Source organism: Marinobacter sp. MMG032 (assembly GCF_040112695.1).
GTDB lineage: Bacteria > Pseudomonadota > Gammaproteobacteria > Pseudomonadales > Oleiphilaceae > Marinobacter > Marinobacter salsuginis.
Genome location: NZ_CP157802.1, coordinates 4,124,697 through 4,142,697, shown reverse-complemented (window position 1 = coordinate 4,142,697; position 18,001 = coordinate 4,124,697). Strand labels below are relative to the sequence as shown.

Genomic DNA, 18,001 nt, shown 5'->3' with positions numbered 1-18,001 from the left:
TCCGTGCTGTACCCGCGGCGGTACAGCAAAGCAAAATCCTTAATCGATCCATTATAATGGCGCTCTCGGGGACAGTAAACCGGCCCGTTTTTAAGGTTCGATTGCATCTTTTTGAAATTTCGCTATTTTTACCCTCCCCTTTTTCGGCTATTGCGTATGTATAAAGACGGATCAGCACCGGCAACGCCGCACCTGCAGGACACCCGCCCCCGGGCACTGAGCGTCAGTGAACTGAACCACCAGGCCAGACACTTGCTGGAATCCAGCTTCATGCAGGTTTGGGTGGAAGGCGAACTGTCAGGATTTTCACGCCCTTCATCCGGTCACTGGTATTTTTCCCTGAAAGACCGGAAATGCCAGGTTCGCTGCGCCATGTTCCGGGGAATGAACCAGCGTATCCGGACATTGCCGAAGGAGGGAGATCAGGTACGAATCCGCGGCAAGGTTACACTCTATGAGAACCGCGGTGATTTCCAGATTATCGTAGAGCACATCGAGCCGGCAGGCCTCGGTGCCCTGCAACAAGCCTTCGAGGAGTTGAAACGCAAGCTGTTGGCCGAGGGCCTGTTTGACCAGGCCCGCAAAAAACCGCTGCCCTCATTGCCGAGACACATCGGGGTGGTCACCTCACCCACCGGCGCCGCTATACACGACATACTGACTGTTCTTGCCCGTCGCTGCCCCGCCATTCCGATCACGCTTTACCCGACGGCCGTACAAGGCAAAGCGGCCACGGCCGACATTGTCCGCGCCATTGAGGCCGCCCAGAGCCACGGCGTTGCCGACGTGCTGATCATCGGTCGCGGCGGCGGTTCTCTGGAAGATCTCTGGTGCTTCAACGAAGAATCGGTAGCCCGCGCCATTGCCGCCTGCCAGATTCCTACCGTCAGCGCTGTCGGCCACGAAGTGGATGTCACCATTGCGGATTTCGTGGCGGATCTGCGAGCGCCAACGCCCTCGGCGGCAGCTGAAAAGATCTCACCGGATCAGTCTGACTGGCTCAGACAGCTTGGGGAGCGTGAATCCCGGCTATCCAACGCCATCGGCCTCGCTCTCAAGCGCCTGAGCACCCAGCTCGGGCATCTGGGAAAGCGGTTGCGGGACCCAAGAAGGGAGCTTCTGGAAAAGGCCCAGCGCATGGACGAACTGGAGTTGCGGCTGAAGAAGGTCATTCAGCAACGCCTGTCGACCGTTAGCGTTCGCAATGACCACCTGCGCCAGAGACTGGCTATGCAATCACCCCGCCGCCAGCTCACGGAGGGCAAGGAAGTCCTGCAGCGCGTGAACGAGCGATTGACCTCCGTTATTCAGCAAAATCTGAAGCAGAGCCGCGCCAACCTGGAACATGCGGCCCAGACCCTGAATGTTGTCAGCCCCCTCGCTACGCTGGGCCGGGGCTATGCCATCGTGCGCGACAACAACGGAAACATTCTTCGGGATGCCTCAAACGTTAATCCGGGCGACACCATCTCAGCCCGAGTTTCACGCGGCGAAATGACCGCGAAGGTGACTTCGGTCAAATCTTCAGAAGAAACTGGCCCCTAGCGCCCCCAGACTAAGCCAATGGTCTACTAGTCCATGATTTCAAACGGCCTAAAGTTGTCAGGAAACATACTAAAACAACAACAGGCACGATGAGGTGGAATGTATGGACTACCACTCGGAGTTCCGGCGGTCGATCGACAAACCGGACGACTTCTGGCGTGAGCAGGCGGACAAAATTGACTGGATTGAGCCGCCGAAAACCATCTGGCAGCCAACCGACAATGGCCACGGGCAATGGTTTCCCGACGGCACCCTGAACACCTGCAATGTCGCGCTGGATGCCAACATCCGCGCGGGGCGCGGCGAGCAGAAAGCACTGATCTACGATTCTCCGGTTACCGATACCCAGCGCTCCTACACGTACAACGAACTGACCGATGAAGTGGCCCGGTTTGCTGGTGCCCTGAAAGATCGCGGCATCACCAAGGGCGACCGGGTCATCATTTACATGCCAATGATTCCAGAAGCTGTCATTGCCATGCTGGGCTGCGCGCGGATTGGCGCCATTCATTCGGTGGTCTTTGGCGGATTTGCAGCCCACGAACTTGCGGTTCGCATTGACGACGCCAAACCCAAGGCAGTCATTACCGCCTCCTGCGGCATCGAAGTTGCCCGGGTGATCGAGTACAAGCCTCTGGTCAACAAGGCCATCGACCAGGCCAGCCACAAACCCGAAACCTGCATTGTTTACCAGCGCCCTCAGGTGCAGGCAGATCTTCAGGATGGCCGTGACCACGACTGGAACGAGCTGATGAAAACGGCCAAGGCGGCCGACCCTGTGCCCGTCAAGTCAACCGACCCCCTCTATATCCTTTACACATCCGGCACCACCGGTAAGCCTAAGGGTGTGGTGCGCGACAATGGTGGTCACGCGGTCGCGCTGAACTACAGCATGAAGCTGGTCTACGACGCGAAACCCGGTGACGTTTACTGGGCCGCCTCTGACGTTGGCTGGGTGGTCGGCCATAGCTACATTGTGTACGCCCCCCTGTTTGCCGGCTGCACAACCATCCTGTACGAGGGTAAGCCGGTGAAAACGCCGGATGCCGGTGCCTTCTGGCGGGTGGTTCAGGACCACAAAGTGAATATGCTGTTTACCGCGCCCACCGCATTCCGAGCCGTCCGGAAGGAAGACCCGGAAGCGGATCAGTTGTCACGCTATGACATCAGCTCGCTAAAACGCCTGTTCCTGGCCGGCGAACGCCTGGATCCGGCCACCTATGAATGGCTTAAGGAACATACCGGCCTGCCAGTGCTTGACCACTGGTGGCAGACCGAAACCGGCTGGGCCATCTGCTGCAACCCGGTGGGTATCGAATTAATGGCCACTAAACCCGGATCGGCGACTGTGCCCTCCCCGGGCTACAACGTCCAGGTCGTGGATATGAACGGCAGCCAGATGCCTGCAGGAGAGCAGGGGCAGATTGCTGTGAAACTGCCGCTGCCGCCAGGCTGCATGATGACGGTCTGGGGCGATGACGAGCGGTTTCGGAAGACCTATCTTGAGCCGATTCCAGGGTTCTACAGTTCCGGCGACGGTGGTTTTATTGACGATGACGGCTATGTGTTCGTGATGGGCCGTACCGATGATGTGATCAATGTGGCCGGCCACCGTCTTTCCACCGGTGAGATGGAAGAAGTGGTTGCCTCCCATCCGGCCATAGCGGAGTGCTGCGTGGTCGGTGCGCACGACGATATGAAAGGACAGATCCCCATCGGACTGGTTCTGATCAAGGACGGAGCAACCATCGACCACGACGAACTCGAAGACGAACTGGTGGAGATGGTTCGCGACAAGATTGGCGCCATAGCCTGTTTCCGCCGCGCTCTGGTAGTGGATCGCCTGCCAAAGACTCGTTCCGGCAAGATTCTGAGACGGGTTATCCGTCAAATCGCCGATGGTGAGGAGTACACAGTGCCAAGCACCATTGATGATCCCGCCATTCTGGAAGAAATCAGCCAGCAGTTCCGCCACTGACAAAGGCGTTCATCACCTGCCCGCCCCCGCTTTAAGGGGAGCGGGCATTTTTTGTTCAATCAAATCCCAAGCCATTGTTTTTGCCGACAATAAAACCTGCATGAAAGCTGCAAAATTTCGTTGACGCCCCATAAAGTCGGTCTATACTGAAATTGCTGTGAAAATACAGCGGTATTTGGTGAATGCGTTTCAACGTCCTGCCGAAGTGCTCTTCGTTGCCCCTTCCTCAGTACTCTCTGGATTTCTCAGCACCGATTCCATGTGGAATTTTGAAGGTCCCGTGAGGGCAAATTACAGGAAGACAGGAAAGATCAATGTCCGATACTAAAACCGGCCACGTTAAGTGGTTTAACGAGTCCAAAGGCTTTGGCTTCATCGCTCAGGACGGTGGCAGCGACGTGTTTGTTCACTACAGCGCAATCAACGCAAGCGGTTTCCGCACCCTGACCGAAGGCCAGCAGGTGCAGTTCACCGTAACACAGGGCCCCAAGGGCCCGCAGGCGGAAAACGTAACCCCGGTCTGAGGGACTACGCTCCGTCCTTTGCCCCTCACGGGCATCGGAAAACCAACAAGCCGGCATTCGTGCCGGCTTGTGTCGTCAGGGCACCGGGTTATCAGGCGCCCGCCGTTTCAACTTCAACGTCTTTCTTGGGCATATCAACACCCACGGCCTGGGCCACCGCCGAAAACAAAGCCTGCAGGGTGGCGGATGTCGTGTCTTCCGCAAGAGCCGCCGCGCTGCAATGCCTGCCGCTTGCGGTCAAGCGAATACAGGCCAGCGCATTGGCATTGGTGCCCTCACCCAACGCAAACTCGTCGTAAGCCTCGACAGCAATGGAGATACCAAAACGCTTCTCCAGCGCCTCCGATACGGCTTCCACCGCGCCCAGCCCATGGCCATCCAGACGAACCGGCGACGCATCGCGACCCACCGACACCTCGGCATGCACACCCTCTTCATCCCGATGCAGGTCGTAGGACCGCAGCGCCCAGTCGGCATGGACCTTCAGATAACGATCCTCGAACAGGCGATGGATGGTCAGGGAGTCGATCTCTCCGCCGTTGGTTTCCGCTTCTCTCTGGACCACCTTGCTGAACTCTATCTGCAGCCAGCGCGGCAGGCTGATGTTGTAATCCCGCTCCAGCACATAAGCCACGCCGCCCTTACCAGACTGACTGTTGATGCGGACCACTTCTTCATAGCGGCGGCCAACATCAAACGGGTCAATAGGCAGGTAAGCGACGTTCCAGATCTCGCCGTCCTTGCGCCGGGCCAGACACTTGCGAATAGCGTCCTGATGGCTGCCTGAGAAAGCGGTGAACACCAGTTCGCCGGCATAAGGGTGCCGCGGATGGGTGGAAATCTCGGTGCAGGCCTCAACCACCTCGGTGATCTCCGCCATGCCCGACAGATCCAGCGTGGGATCAATGCCCTGGGAATAGAGGTTCATGGCCATGGTCACCAGATCCATGTTGCCGGTGCGCTCGCCGTTGCCCATCAGGGTACCTTCGACCCGGTCGGCTCCCGCCATCACAGCAAGTTCGGCAGCGGCCACGGCACAGCCACGATCGTTGTGGGTGTGCACACTGATGCTGATGTGCTCGCGGCGCTTGATGTTGTCGCAAATCCACTCGATCTGGTCGGCGAACACATTCGGTGTCGCCATTTCAACGGTGGCAGGCAGGTTGATGATCATCGGCTGCCCCTCTTCCGGACGCCACACCTCGCTCACGGCATCAATCACTTCCGCAGCGAAATCCAGCTCGGTACCGGTAAAGCTTTCTGGCGAATACTGGAAGGTCCACTCGGTCTCCGGGTGACGCGCGGCGATGTCGCGAACCAGTTTGGCACCATTGACGGCAATATCCCTGATGCCATCCCTATCCAGGCCAAACACCTGCTCCCGCTGAACTGTGGAGGTAGAGTTGTAGACATGCACGATTGCTTTACGGGCACCAGCCAAGGCTTCATATGTGCGTTCGATCAACTCAGGGCGGGCCTGGGTCAGCACCTGTATCTTCACATCCTCGGGGATGCGATCTTCTTCAATCAGCTTGCGGCAGAAATCGAAATCCGGCTGGCTGGCAGCGGGAAAACCGATCTCGATTTCCTTGAAGCCCAGCTTGACAAGCAACTCGAACATCCGCGTTTTCTGGGCGACAGACATGGGCTTCACGAGCGCCTGGTTGCCATCCCGGAGATCCACGGCACACCAGGTGGGCGCCTTCTCGATGACCCTGTCCGGCCAGCGACGGTCGGTTTTGGCAACAGGTTTGAACGCAACGTATTTGCGATGATCGAAAGCCATGCGTGTGATTCCTTGCGGGTTCGGGAATGGATTCTTCAATGTGCACAGGTTAACGCGATAAAGCTGGAATTTGATTGCGAACTTCGGTGCGAATGGGTACTTTATAACTTATATATTGCTCGCCAAACATAATTTGTAGAATTTTATGGCTGAAAACCAGAAAACCCTCGTCAAAATTGACAAGATGGACCGTCGAATCCTCGAACACATCCAGCAGGATGGCTCCCTGACCAACCAGGAACTGGCAGAAAAAGTCGGGTTGTCTCCGTCACCCTGCCTGCGTCGTGTGAGAGCCCTTGAGGATGCCGGCATTATTGTCAGAACCGTCACAATACTCGACCACAAGAAACTCGGCCTCTCGCTGACGGCAATCATCCTGATCGGGATGGATCGACACACCCCCGAACGTTTTGCCGCGTTTGAAGAGCAGGTGGCCGAATACCCGGAAGTGCAGGAGTGCTACCTGATCACCGGCCAGGACGCCGATTACATGCTCAAGGTGGTGGTACCGGACATGGACCACTACCACCATTTCCTGCTGAACCGCATCACCCGCATTCAGGGGGTCAGCGGCGTGCATTCGAGCTTTGTGCTCCGAAGGGTGATCGACAGTACCGCCCTGCCCCTGGGTTATCTCTCCTGATTCAGGCTAAAAGCTCGCGAACATACGCCCGGGCCATGCACTTGAGCTCTTCCACCAATTGCCGGCCCTGCGCCTCCGGCAGGGTCACGGCCAGCCGAAGCACAGTGCCCGCAGACCTTGGCAGTAGCAGGCTCGCAGTCCAGCGCCGGTCTTCCGGAATCTGGGGGCATTCCGCTCGGAGCTTCTCATCCAGGTCGCGGGCGTTGGTGTAAAGCTCTCTGAGGTCCAGCTCCCTGAGTTCCGGCATCGCCTCAACACCACTCCAGATAGCTGAATAGGCGGGCTCATGACGGTAGAACTCGTAGAACTGATCAATGAGAACGTCTACCGCTTCAACCAGACTCAGTTCCTGCAGACGCTCTCTCAGGGCACGCTCCATCTTCTCCACATGCTGTTCGGCAATGGCATGAACGATGGCCGCCTTGTTGGGAAAATACCGGTACAGTGAGGCCAGGGACATTCCGGACTGCCGGGCAATGGCGGACATACTGACTGCGTCAACGCCGGTCTCGTGAAAAATCATGGCGGCATGGCGAAGGATGGCGTTGACGCGCTCCCGGCTGCGCGCCTGTACCGGCCGGCGCCGCGGGGCCACATCAATAGATTCGTCGGTCATCATCTGTACCTTGTGCAACAGGCTCCGTACAATAATGGCCACTTTACGACAAATAAAGGCTCCGGCGGGCCAACCGCCGCCTGTCCATTAGTCTAACACTTCAGATTTTTTACAAACGGAAGACACGATGCGAGCAAGCCGTTACCTGATTGCCACCCAGAAAGAGACCCCCGCTGACGCCGAGATCATCAGTCACCAGTTGATGTTGCGCGCCGGCATGATCCGAAAACTGGCCGCCGGGCTGTACACCTGGTTGCCCATGGGCCTGCGTACTCTGCGTAAGGTTGAGCGGATTGTTCGTGAAGAAATGGACAAGAGTGGTGCCCAGGAAGTGTTGATGCCGGCGGTCCAACCGGCAGAGCTCTGGGAGGAATCCGGGCGCTGGACCCAGTACGGCGGCGAACTGCTGCGGATGAAAGATCGTCATGGCCGGGATTTCTGCTTCGGGCCGACCCACGAAGAGGTAATTACTGACCTGATCCGGAATGAGATCAGCAGCTACAAAGAGTTGCCGGCCAACTTCTACCAGGTCCAGACCAAGTTCCGGGACGAGCGGCGCCCCCGGTTCGGCGTGATGCGGGCCAGGGAATTCCTGATGAAGGATGCTTACTCGTTCCACCTTAACCCAGAATCGCTGAACGAAACCTATCAGCTGATGCATCACACCTACTGCGCCATCTTCGACCGTTTCGGTCTGGATTACCGTGCGGTTCAGGCGGACTCTGGCGCCATTGGCGGCAGTGCGTCGCACGAGTTCCATGTGCTCGCGTCTTCCGGCGAAGATGACATCGTGTTCAGCACAGACAGTGATTACGCGGCCAACATCGAGAAAGCCGAGGCGGTAGCTCCGAGCGGTACCCGCCCTGCGCCGGCCGAAGAGATGAAGGAAGTTGCCACGCCGGACCAGAAAACCATCGAGGCGGTGTCAGCGTTGCTGGGCATTGATCCCACTCGCACGGTCAAGACTCTGCTGGTGAAGGCCGAGGCGGACGAAGACGGCAATTCCGGCCTGGTTGCACTGGTTCTCCGCGGGGATCACACCCTCAACGAAATCAAGGCCGAAAACCTGGCCGGCGTCGCCGAGCCTCTGACCATGGCCACCGATGAGGAAATCGAACAGGCCGTGGGCTGCAAGGCCGGGTCTATCGGCCCGGTAAAGCTCAACTTACCGGTCATTGTTGACCGCAGTGCGGCCCACCTGGCCGACTTTGCCTGCGGCGCCAACCGTGAAGGTTTCCATCTGACTGGCGTGAACTGGGAGCGAGACGTGGCACTTGATCGCGTGGAGGACCTGCGCAATGTGGTTGAGGGCGACCCCAGCCCGGATGGCAAGGGCACTCTGGAGATCCGGCGCGGGATTGAGGTCGGGCATATCTTCAAACTCGGCAACAAATACAGTACCGCCATGAACGCCACGGTTCTGGATGAGAACGGCAAGACCGTGACCATGGAGATGGGTTGCTACGGCCTCGGCGTTTCCCGGGTTGTTGCCGCAGCCATTGAACAGAACCACGACGAAAACGGCATCATCTGGCCGGACGCCATTGCGCCTTTCCAGGTGGCCATCGTCACACTGAACGCCCACAAATCACCCACGGTTGCCGAAGCCGGCGAAAAGCTTTACGAGCAGCTGCGCCAGGCCGGCTACGACGTGCTTCTGGATGACCGAAAAGAGCGTCCGGGTGTGAAGTTTGCCGATATGGAACTCATCGGTATCCCGCACCGGTTCGTGGTGTCCGAACGCGGTCTGGCTGCCGGTACGCTTGAGTACAAAGGCCGGAGGGATGCGGAGAAACAGGATGTGCCGGTGGCTGAAGCGTTGCCCTTCCTGGTAAACGCCTCGCCTCGCAAAGGGCTTTAACCACAGGCCCGCCGCCGGCGGGCGAACCTCTGACGGCACCCGGCTGCAAGGGTGCTGTCAGGGGTTTTCTTTTCCCGTACCACCCACGATTCCCGGTTCAATTTCCAAAGTGACTCCGAACCGCCCCGCCACGGATTGACGAATTTTCTCAGCAAGCTTGAGTATGTCGGCCCCAGTGCCGCCCGAATGGTTAATCAAAACCAGAGCCTGCCGGTTATGCACGCCCACCCGGGCATTCCGGAAACCCTTCCAGCCACTTTGATCAATGAGCCAGGCCGCCGCCAGTTTGACGCCCTGCTCCTGAGGATAAGCCACAATACCGGGGTTACGTTCCCTGAGAGATTCAAACGTTGCGCTATCCACCACCGGGTTTTTGAAGAAACTTCCGGCGTTAGGAATAATGTCTGGATCCGGCAGCTTGCGGCGACGGATTGCCATCACAGCCTCCGCCACGTGCAACGGGCCAAGAGCGGTTTCCGCCGTATCAGCAAGGTATTCCTCCAGATCCCGATACTCGAGCACAAGGGGCCGCGTGCGCGACAGAGCCAGACGAATTTCAGTGATGACGTAACGGCCCGGAGTCTGTTTGAACAGGCTGTCGCGGTAAGCGAACCGGCACTCCGCGTTCTCGAGAACGACCAGCTCACCAGTCTTGCGGTCCAGGGCTGTAACCGATTCAAGACAATCGCAGAGTTCGACCCCGTAAGCACCAATATTCTGGACCGGAGCGGCACCCGCCGTTCCGGGAATCAGCGCAAGATTTTCAATGCCGCGATAACCGGCACGGGTGGCATATAGGACCGCCTCATGCCAGTTCTCACCTGCGCCGAGAACCAGGGTAGCCTTGTGATCTTCAATGTGCTCCCAGCGGCGGCCACGAATGGCCAGGCGAACCACCAGCCCCGAAAAATCACCCGCGAATACCAGGTTGCTTCCACCACCGAGAATCAGCACTTCCAGGTCTTCCGAGGCAGCCCAGTTTAGAGACTGGACCAGCTCATCGGCGGTGTGAACCTTCACATAAAAACGAGCCCTGGCGGGCACATGTAGGGTGTTCAGTGCCTCCAGCTCGACGTTTTCCTGGATTTCCGGCCGCTGCTTCAAGCCAGGCGCCCCCGAATATCCGCCAGCAGGCCTTCGCCAGCCTCGTTTATCAGGTCCAACACGGTTTCGAACCCTTCCTCACCGCCGTAATAGGGATCTGGCACTTCGTGATGGGCCGAGCGGCCATACTCCAGAAATAGCGCTGGCCGGGTGCCGCCGTTCTGGTGCCAGACATCCTTGATGTCGGCAAGATTCTGGCGATCCATGACCAGTACGTAGTCAAAGGTATCGAGATCTTCCGGACTGAACTGACGTGCCCGCAATCCGCTGATATCGATACCCCGGCGCAGGGCAGCCCCCTGGGCGCGGGTATCCGGGCTCTTGCCAATATGCCAGTGTCCGGTGCCACACGAGTCGATGTATATCTGATCCGCGAGGCCGGCTTGCGCGACCAGGGAACGAAATACACCCTCGGCAGTGGGCGAGCGACAGATGTTCCCCAGACAAACAAAAAGCACCTTTACCGGTTCAGCCATGGTCGATCTCTCTCCTTTCCAGCCAGTGGCGCACCCTTTGCAGATCAGCCTCTGTATCAATGCCACCCTGCGGGTTCACGGCGGCCACATCCACATGGATCCTGGCGCCATTGTATAGCGCCCGCAACTGTTCCAGTGATTCGGTAACCTCTGTAGGGGCTGGCGCCCAGCTCACAAACTCACCAAGAACCGACGCGCGATAGCCGTAAATGCCAATGTGTCGGAAATACCCGATGTTGTCTGGCAGAGACCTGTCGACGCCCGTCAACGGTGTTCCTTCCTGCCACTGGTCCCGGGCCCACGGAATCGGCGCGCGGCTGAAATAGTGCGCCATCCCCTGGTGATCAAACACCACCTTTACAATGTTGGGATTGAAGACCTGCTCCGGGTCATGGATTCGTTCACACAGGGTTGCAATTGCGGCTTCCGGATGAAACTCAAGGTTGTCTGCCACCTGATTAATCAGTTCCGGTGGAATCAGTGGCTCGTCGCCCTGAACGTTGACTACCCGGTGGTCGGCCGCAAACCCGAGTTCCCGAGCGACTTCTTCGAGGCGGTCAGTGCCACTGGCGTGATGGGGGGATGTCATGACCACCTCGGCACCGAAGCCTTCGCAAGCGGAGCGGATTCGTTCATCGTCGGTGGCCACAACCACCCGGTCTGCCCGGCTTTCCGCAGCACGCTCACAAACGTGCTGGATCATGGGCTTTCCGGCAATTTCCGCCAGCGGCTTTCCTGGCAGACGACTGGAAGCATAGCGAGCCGGAATCACAACGGTAAAAGGCATGACGTAACTACCCCGGTGGACTTGGGTTTAGCGCTTGTGCAGACGCTCATCGGTGGACAGGGTCCGGGCCTCTGTGGCCAGCATTACAGGAATTCCCTCACGGATCGGGAATGCCATGGCGTCCTGGTAACAGACCAGCTCGGTTCTGTCCTCGTTGAGCTTCAGATCGCCCTTGCACACCGGACAGGCCAGCATTGCCAACAGTTTCTTATCCATCTTGCTTACTCACTTGATATCACGAAGTTATAGGCTCGGAACACTGACGAACCCGGGCCAGAAACGCATCCCGGAACGGCCCCGGCAACCTGGCCTCGACCACCAGGCTCCACGCATTCTCGGGCGCGAACTCCCGGCATTTCACCGCATCCTTTGCCGTCATGACAATCCATTCATCGGTCTCGGTTGTCAGATCCTCCGGGCGGAACCGGTGATGATCCGGAAAAGCCGACTCGGTCACCGAAGCACCCAGCGCCCTGAGCGTATCGAAAAACCGGGCCGGATTGCCGATGCCCGCAACCGCCTTAACCGTTTTTCCCTTCAGGTCGCCCACAGCTCTGGACGCCCCCGATTTGAGGTGGACCAAGGTCGTCGGCTCCAGAACCATGGAATAGATGGCCGGATGGTCAACGCCGGCAAAGCTCTCCAGAGCCTGCTCCGGGAGCTGCTTGTCATTTACGATAACAAAATCCACGGAAGCGAGCCGGGAAACCGGCTCTCGCAGGGGACCAACCGGGATCAGGGCGCCGTTGCCGATGCCACGCTGCCCATCAAATACCGATAGCTCAAGATCCCTGGGCAGTTTGTAATGCTGGAGCCCATCGTCGCAGATCAGCACATCACCGAGGTTGTTCTCGAGAGCGTAATCGGCTGCGCGTCGCCGTCGAGGATCAACCACGACCGGGCAACCTGTGCTGAGCGACAGCATGACCGGCTCGTCACCGGCTTTGATGGGGCTGGTATCTGCCGAGACTTCCAGCGGGTATTGGCCCGCATCACCGCCATACCCCCTACTGAGGATCACCGGCCGCCAGCCAGCAGATGCCAGTTCAGAGACCAGCCAGGCGGTGAGCGGCGACTTCCCGGTTCCGCCTGCAGTGATATTGCCAACTACAATCACTGGAACGGGCAACGACGCATCCCGTGCTTCCCAGGCCGCGCGGCGACGAGCCTCGGCGATGCTTCTGTACAACCAGGACAAGGGCGCCAGAAAAAACAGGGGCCGTTTGCTGCCATACCAGAGACGTTCAACCAACGAACTCAGGGCGGATTTCACCCCACTCATGCCTGCTCGCTGAACTGCATCTGGTGAAGTTGCGCGTAAGCGCCGCCAGCCGCAAGGAGCTCGTCATGGCGCCCGGACTCTGCAATGCGTCCGTTATCCATCACCAGAATCCTGTCGGCTTTCTCGATAGTGGAAAGGCGATGGGCGATGACCAGTGTGGTACGGCCCTGCATCACCGTTTCCAGCGCCTCCTGGATATGGCGTTCAGATTCGGTATCCAGCGCCGAAGTGGCCTCGTCAAGGATCAGAATCGGCGCATTCTTCAGCAGTGCCCGGGCGATGGCCAGCCTCTGCCGCTGCCCACCCGAGAGCATTACACCGTTATCGCCGATCATGGTGTCCAGGCCTTCGGGCATGCGGTCGATGAACTCGAGAGCATGGGCCTTGGCGGCGGCTTCCCGAATTTCCTCGGGGCTGCAATCTCTCAAGGCACCATAGGCGATGTTGGCAGCGATGGTGTCGTTGAACAGAACAACGTTCTGGGTGACCAGCGCGATCTGTTTCCGCAGGGCTTTCAGGGAAAAATCACGGAGCGAATGGCCGTCGATCCGGATGTCGCCGCCGGTATACTCATAGAACCTCGGCAACAGGCTCACCAGCGTGGACTTTCCGCTCCCGGAGCGACCGACCAGAGCCACGCTCTGTCCTGCCGGAATGCTCAATGAGATGCCTTCCAGAACATTGTCTAACTGATCACGGTAACTGAACGCGACGTTGTCAAACTCGATATCGCCATCAACGCGATCCGGTGAGTAAGTGCCCGGATCCTGCTCCGGGGATTCATCGATGGTTTCGAAGACATCGTAGGCCGCAGCAACACCTTTCTGAATCTTTGCGTGGACCGAGGTCACCTGCCGGATGGGCTTTGCCATGGTGGTCGCAGCCGTAATAAAAGCAACCAGTTGCCCCGTGGTCATTTCGCCACGGATTTCCGGCGCCAGCATCATCCAGACCAGACCGGCAATGGCAATGGCCACCAGCACCTGAATCACCGGAACACTGATCGCCTGAGTCGATGCCATCTTCAGACTTTGCTTGAGGTTCTTTTCATTAACCTCCTGAAAACGCTGACGTTCGTAATCCTCGCCACCAAAAGTCCGAACAACCCGGTAGCCAGTAATCGATTCCGAGGCCACGTGGGTGATGTCGCCCATGGACCCCTGGATGCGCTTGCTGATCTTGCGAAAACGCTTGCTGGCATAGCTGACAACGGCGGCAATAAGTGGCCCTACTGCCAGGAAAATCAGCGTGAGTTTCCAGTTGGTGTAGAACATGTAGCCCAGCAGACCAACGATGGTCAGGCCTTCGCGAAGCGTGATGGTCACAGCGTTGGTCGTGGCCTCCGCCACCTGCTCCACGTTGAAGGTAAGCTTGGAGACCAGGCGCCCGGCTGCATTGTCGTCAAAGTAGCGGGAGGGCAAGGTCATCAGGCGATCAAATACATCGTTGCGTAGTGCATTAATGACCTGGCGACCGACATAGCTGATGAAATACTGGCTCAGGAAGGTGCCCAGGCCCCGGAATGCAAACACCCCTACTATGACCAGGGTGAGCATCAGGCGGTTCTGGTCGGTGGGGTTCTCGATGGCGGCAATGACGTATTCCATCGCAGCCGCCATGCCGGTTGAGGCGGCGGCATAGATGATGTTGCCGAGTACCGCCAGGGAGAACGCCAGGAGGAACGGCTTAACATAGGCAAGCAGGCGCTTGTAGGTTTCCCAACTACCTGCCGGTAACCCGGCCGAGGGGTCGGGCAGAGGCTCGGTTACCTTCACGGGCTCTCAGCCTCCCGCTCAGTGGTAATGCTGAGCTTGGCGAATCCCAGCCGCCCGGCGACATCCATGGCCCGAACCACAAACTCGTGGGGAGTGCGGGCATCGGCGGTGATAATGAACGGGAGCGAATTGTTGCCCTCAGCCAGCTCACGCACACCCCGCTCAAGGGTCTCGCGCCGATTGTTGACCAGCGTCCGGTCATTCAGGATGTATTGCCCCTCGGCATTGATCACCACGTCAATCTGCTGGACTTCCGACGCCGGCGCGGGCTCGCCACTGGCCTCGGGAAGCTCCACCTGCAAATGGCTTTCCCGGGTAAAGGTTGTGGAAACCATGAAGAAAATCAGCAGCAGGAACACCACGTCAATCAATGGTGTCAGGTCTACCCCGACTTCCTGGCTTCTCTGGCGCTTGAACTTCACGGCGTTCAGGCTCCTTCCACGTCGATTTCGCGGTCTCCGTGTACTACCTCAACCAGCTTGATGGCTTCCTGCTCCATACCGACAACCAGCTCATCCACCCGGCGGATGAAATAGCGATGGCAGATCAGCGCCGGAATGGCCACGCTCAGACCGGCAGCCGTGGTGATCAGCGCCTCGGAGATACCGCCCGCCAGGTTACCCGCGTTGCCGACCCCGGCCAGCTGGATCTCGGCAAACACCTTGATCATGCCAATAACGGTGCCCAGAAGACCCAGCAGAGGGGTAATGGTTGCCACAGTACCCAGAGGATTCAGGAAGCGCTCGAGATCATGGATGACCTGGCTGGCCTCGTGCTCGATGCTCTCTTTCATGATTTCGCGGCCATGCTTTGCGTTGAGCAGGCCACCGGCCAGAATCCGACCCAGGGGCGAGGAACCCTGCAGGGCTTTCAGCTTCCGGCCATTGAGTTCTTTTTTCTTGATCCAGCGCCATAACTCGTTAATGGTCTGGGGAGGCGCTACCCTGGAAGCGCGAAGAGTCCAGATACGCTCCAGAATGATGGCCAGCGCCAGAATGGAACAGGCAACAATTGGCACCATCAGAATGCCACCGGCTTTCAACAGCTCGAACACGCTTGGTCTCCCTCATTGTTTGCAAGCCGCGCTACTTTAGCATAGCTACCGGTGGAGGCCACACCTGCAATGTCACGGTATTTTACATTGGTCCCGGGCGAGTCCCGGGCCGCCAATCCAGAATGGCGTCCCATGGCGCATTTCCTTCAACACCAACCGGTTATCCTCGATGGTCATCACCATGCTGCCAGAACAGGCTGTATTGAACGAAACGGCTCCGATCGCGGCATAGCGAGCGGTTACCGTCGGGTGAGGATGGCCGTACCGGTGGCGATACCCGGCAGTGTAGATAACCTGATCCGGCTTCAACGCCCGAACCCAGGCTTCTGAGGATGACGTTTTGCTGCCATGGTGTGGCGCCACAAGCACCCGGGTAACCGGTGCCTGAAGATCCTCTCGGTCAGCAAGATAAGCCAGATACCTGGCTTCCATCTGGTCGGTAATATCCCCCGGCAGGAGCCATTCGGTGCCTGATTCGGGATGGTAAATACGCAGCACACAGGACGCATCGTTACCTTCTGTCGCACCTTTGCCCTGCCAGAACTCCAGAATCAGGCCGCCCAGCTTCTGGTTTGAGCGCTTGCAGCCCGAAACAGGCAGATCGGCGACCTGCTGTCTGACGGCCACCGGCTCGCCAGCAATAACTTGCCCGACTTCAATCTTCTGGGTGAGTTCGGCTACCCCGCCGGCATGATCACTGTCTGCGTGGCTGATTACGAGGGTGTTGATCCGACGTATGCCTTCGGCCGCCAGATTCGGTAGCAGGGTTGATTCAACAGCCGAAAACACACCCGGAACGGCAGGACCGGTGTCGTACACCAGGGCTTCATCGCCATGACGGATCAGAACCGACAGGCCCTGACCCACATCCCAGACCCGTATTTCCGGTGTGCGCAGATAGGGGGTCTTCATCAAGGCTTGGCCCGGAACCATTAACCAGAACACCGCCAACAGAGCGGCAACCAACCGGAATCCGGTAAACGGCACGAATACCAGCGTAACGGCCAGCAACCCCCAGCCAACTACCTCGGCAAGGCTGGCCTCAATGTCCGGCGACTGCCACTCCGAGAACCATTTCAGAACGTGCCAGAGCACGCCCAGTGCCCAATCGAACATTGGCACAAACACCTGGGCAGCGCCCGGGACCACGGCAGTAACCAGCCCTCCGGTCACCAGCACCGGCATGACCGCAAGAGATACCCACGGAATGGCCACCAGATTGGTCAGCAGACCAACCAGAGGCTGACCCTGGCCGAATACTTCGAGGATTGGCCATAAACCGCCGAAGACGGCGAGCTGCGCAATAACGAGCCCGGACGCCGGTCCCGTCCCCGCCAGCCGGGCCGAGAACACAGCTATCAACACGGCGACAGCGGTGAATGACAACCAGAACCCTTGATCCAGGGGCGCAAAGGGATCCAGTACAAGAACGGCTGTAAGAGCAGCCAGAAACGCCTGCCACACCGGCGCCTGACGACTGAGCAGAATCAGCCACCCACCTGCGATAACCATGATGAGGGCGCGTCGGGTGGGCACGGTAAAGCCGGCGGCCAGCGCATAAACCAGACAACAAAGCACAATCGAGGTAAATACGATCCCGCGTCTGGCCTCATCGCTGACCCATCGCGCCGGCCATAACAGTAACAGCCGCCTACATACAACGCCGGCACCCAGGGCCACCAGACCGAGGTGTAGGCCCGAAATCGCCACCAGGTGAATGGTGCCGGTCGCCTTGAGCACATCCCAGTGGTTCTGTTCCATGTGCCCGCGGTGGCCAATCAACAGCGAGGCAACCAACGGAAAGTGCCTGGCGCTGCCAAACTGCTCCCTCGTCCAGCGTTCAAGCGAAAGATGCAGGCGCCGGTACTGGCAGTGCAGCGAACAGTCTACCGTCGTGTCCAACCGAACATTACGGACGCTCCCCGTGGCACGATACCCTTTCCGGAAGAGCCAGTCTTCATAGCGGAAACCGGCAGGATTCAGCGTGCCGTGGGGACGCTTGAGAGCAACATCCAACCGCAGCCGGGCGCCGGGAAGGTATTGGCTGCCGCGACCATACCAGGCCAGCCTGAGCAGGCCCGGCATCCTTGCTTCCTGCCCGGCTTCGATGGGAAGGTTGTGCCAGTGGGTGACACAAAGACTAAAACGTAAACTGTTAAAGCTTCCGGGAGAAGGAATGTCGCACAGGTATCCCGAAACCGAGAGGCGCTCCCCTTCCAGGCTGGCCGGGAGGACGGTCGAAAGACGGTCTCCGGCATGCCAGGAGGCCCAGAACAGCCCCAGGAAAAGACCAAGGGCGAACACTGTTAGCCGAGAGGCAAGTGTCGAAAGAGAACAGGACAGGGCAACGGCGAGCAGAAATATCGCGGCGAGCAACCACTCGGAAGGTGGCAGTATCGACAACCAATACAGTAAGATAACGCCACAAGAGAAGGCGACAACGCCCACTACTGCGGAACCGGACTTGCCATACGAGCATACCGGTCGGTTGAGACTTCCGGACAATCCTTGTCCTCCTGTTTGTCATAAACACCGGCGACATCCGATGTGCCGGTATACTAACTCCGTTT

The 18,001-nt window shown here is 58.5% G+C and carries 16 protein-coding genes; 5 read left to right on the top strand and 11 right to left on the bottom strand.

Annotated elements, in window-relative coordinates; genetic code table 11:
* Positions 1 to 156 precede the first annotated feature (156 nt).
* The 3 genes from xseA to ABNF92_RS19020 all read left to right on the top strand — a co-directional run bounded on the left by xseA (position 157) and on the right by ABNF92_RS19020 (position 4,047).
* The gene (xseA, locus tag ABNF92_RS19030; protein WP_349343013.1) at positions 157 to 1,545 is read left to right on the top strand and encodes an exodeoxyribonuclease VII large subunit; all 1,389 of its coding nucleotides are present in this window, start codon (positions 157 to 159) and stop codon (positions 1,543 to 1,545) included.
* 103 nt (positions 1,546 to 1,648) lie between these two features.
* On the top strand, positions 1,649 to 3,523 hold the full coding sequence (locus ABNF92_RS19025) for a propionyl-CoA synthetase (protein WP_349343012.1): 1,875 nt from the start codon (positions 1,649 to 1,651) through the stop codon (positions 3,521 to 3,523).
* A 314-nt stretch (positions 3,524 to 3,837) separates the two neighbouring features.
* Positions 3,838 to 4,047, top strand: coding sequence for a cold-shock protein (locus ABNF92_RS19020; protein ID WP_008169155.1), 210 nt, complete (start codon positions 3,838 to 3,840; stop codon positions 4,045 to 4,047).
* 91 nt (positions 4,048 to 4,138) lie between these two features.
* On the opposite strand, the gene leuA is transcribed toward ABNF92_RS19020, so the two are convergent.
* Entirely contained in the window at positions 4,139 to 5,833 is a 1,695-nt protein-coding gene (gene leuA / locus ABNF92_RS19015) for a 2-isopropylmalate synthase (RefSeq protein ID WP_349343011.1), read from the bottom strand.
* Between the two features lie 145 nt (positions 5,834 to 5,978).
* Between leuA and ABNF92_RS19010 the strand changes: the two genes are divergently transcribed.
* Positions 5,979 to 6,476, top strand: coding sequence for an Lrp/AsnC family transcriptional regulator (locus ABNF92_RS19010; RefSeq protein ID WP_069183406.1), 498 nt, complete (start codon positions 5,979 to 5,981; stop codon positions 6,474 to 6,476).
* A gap of 1 nt (position 6,477) precedes the next feature.
* Here the strand turns inward: ABNF92_RS19010 and ABNF92_RS19005 are convergent, their stop codons facing one another.
* Positions 6,478 to 7,092: a TetR/AcrR family transcriptional regulator gene (locus tag ABNF92_RS19005; protein WP_349343010.1), complete on the bottom strand. Its 615-nt coding sequence runs from the start codon at positions 7,090 to 7,092 to the stop codon at positions 6,478 to 6,480.
* Between the two features lie 127 nt (positions 7,093 to 7,219).
* Here ABNF92_RS19005 and ABNF92_RS19000 point away from each other — a divergent pair, with 127 nt between their 5' ends.
* Positions 7,220 to 8,953 (top strand): proline--tRNA ligase, encoded by a 1,734-nt coding sequence (locus tag ABNF92_RS19000; RefSeq protein WP_291907310.1) that lies wholly within the window; start codon positions 7,220 to 7,222, stop codon positions 8,951 to 8,953.
* 57 nt (positions 8,954 to 9,010) lie between these two features.
* On the opposite strand, the gene murB is transcribed toward ABNF92_RS19000, so the two are convergent.
* From murB to ABNF92_RS18955, 9 genes are all read right to left on the bottom strand, one after another.
* Positions 9,011 to 10,057, bottom strand: a complete 1,047-nt coding sequence (murB, locus tag ABNF92_RS18995) for a UDP-N-acetylmuramate dehydrogenase (RefSeq protein ID WP_349343009.1) — start codon at positions 10,055 to 10,057, stop codon at positions 9,011 to 9,013.
* Entirely contained in the window at positions 10,054 to 10,533 is a 480-nt protein-coding gene (locus ABNF92_RS18990) for a low molecular weight protein-tyrosine-phosphatase (protein ID WP_349343008.1), read from the bottom strand. Before ABNF92_RS18990 ends, murB begins: the two co-directional genes overlap by 4 nt.
* Complete coding sequence (kdsB, locus tag ABNF92_RS18985) at positions 10,526 to 11,320, bottom strand: 3-deoxy-manno-octulosonate cytidylyltransferase (protein WP_349343007.1); 795 nt, start codon at positions 11,318 to 11,320, stop codon at positions 10,526 to 10,528. The genes ABNF92_RS18990 and kdsB overlap by 8 nt, the downstream gene beginning before the upstream one ends.
* A 27-nt stretch (positions 11,321 to 11,347) precedes the next feature.
* Positions 11,348 to 11,536 (bottom strand): Trm112 family protein, encoded by a 189-nt coding sequence (locus ABNF92_RS18980; protein ID WP_064230163.1) that lies wholly within the window; start codon positions 11,534 to 11,536, stop codon positions 11,348 to 11,350.
* Between the two features lie 19 nt (positions 11,537 to 11,555).
* Positions 11,556 to 12,602, bottom strand: coding sequence for a tetraacyldisaccharide 4'-kinase (gene lpxK / locus ABNF92_RS18975; RefSeq protein ID WP_349343006.1), 1,047 nt, complete (start codon positions 12,600 to 12,602; stop codon positions 11,556 to 11,558).
* Entirely contained in the window at positions 12,599 to 14,377 is a 1,779-nt protein-coding gene (gene msbA, locus ABNF92_RS18970) for a lipid A export permease/ATP-binding protein MsbA (RefSeq protein WP_222464679.1), read from the bottom strand. The genes lpxK and msbA overlap by 4 nt, the downstream gene beginning before the upstream one ends.
* Positions 14,374 to 14,799: a biopolymer transporter ExbD gene (locus ABNF92_RS18965; RefSeq protein ID WP_069183400.1), complete on the bottom strand. Its 426-nt coding sequence runs from the start codon at positions 14,797 to 14,799 to the stop codon at positions 14,374 to 14,376. Before ABNF92_RS18965 ends, msbA begins: the two co-directional genes overlap by 4 nt.
* A gap of 5 nt (positions 14,800 to 14,804) precedes the next feature.
* Positions 14,805 to 15,431 (bottom strand): MotA/TolQ/ExbB proton channel family protein, encoded by a 627-nt coding sequence (locus ABNF92_RS18960; protein ID WP_069183399.1) that lies wholly within the window; start codon positions 15,429 to 15,431, stop codon positions 14,805 to 14,807.
* A 72-nt stretch (positions 15,432 to 15,503) separates the two neighbouring features.
* Positions 15,504 to 17,936, bottom strand: coding sequence for a DNA internalization-related competence protein ComEC/Rec2 (locus ABNF92_RS18955; protein WP_349343005.1), 2,433 nt, complete (start codon positions 17,934 to 17,936; stop codon positions 15,504 to 15,506).
* Between the last annotated feature and the right edge of the window lie 65 nt (positions 17,937 to 18,001).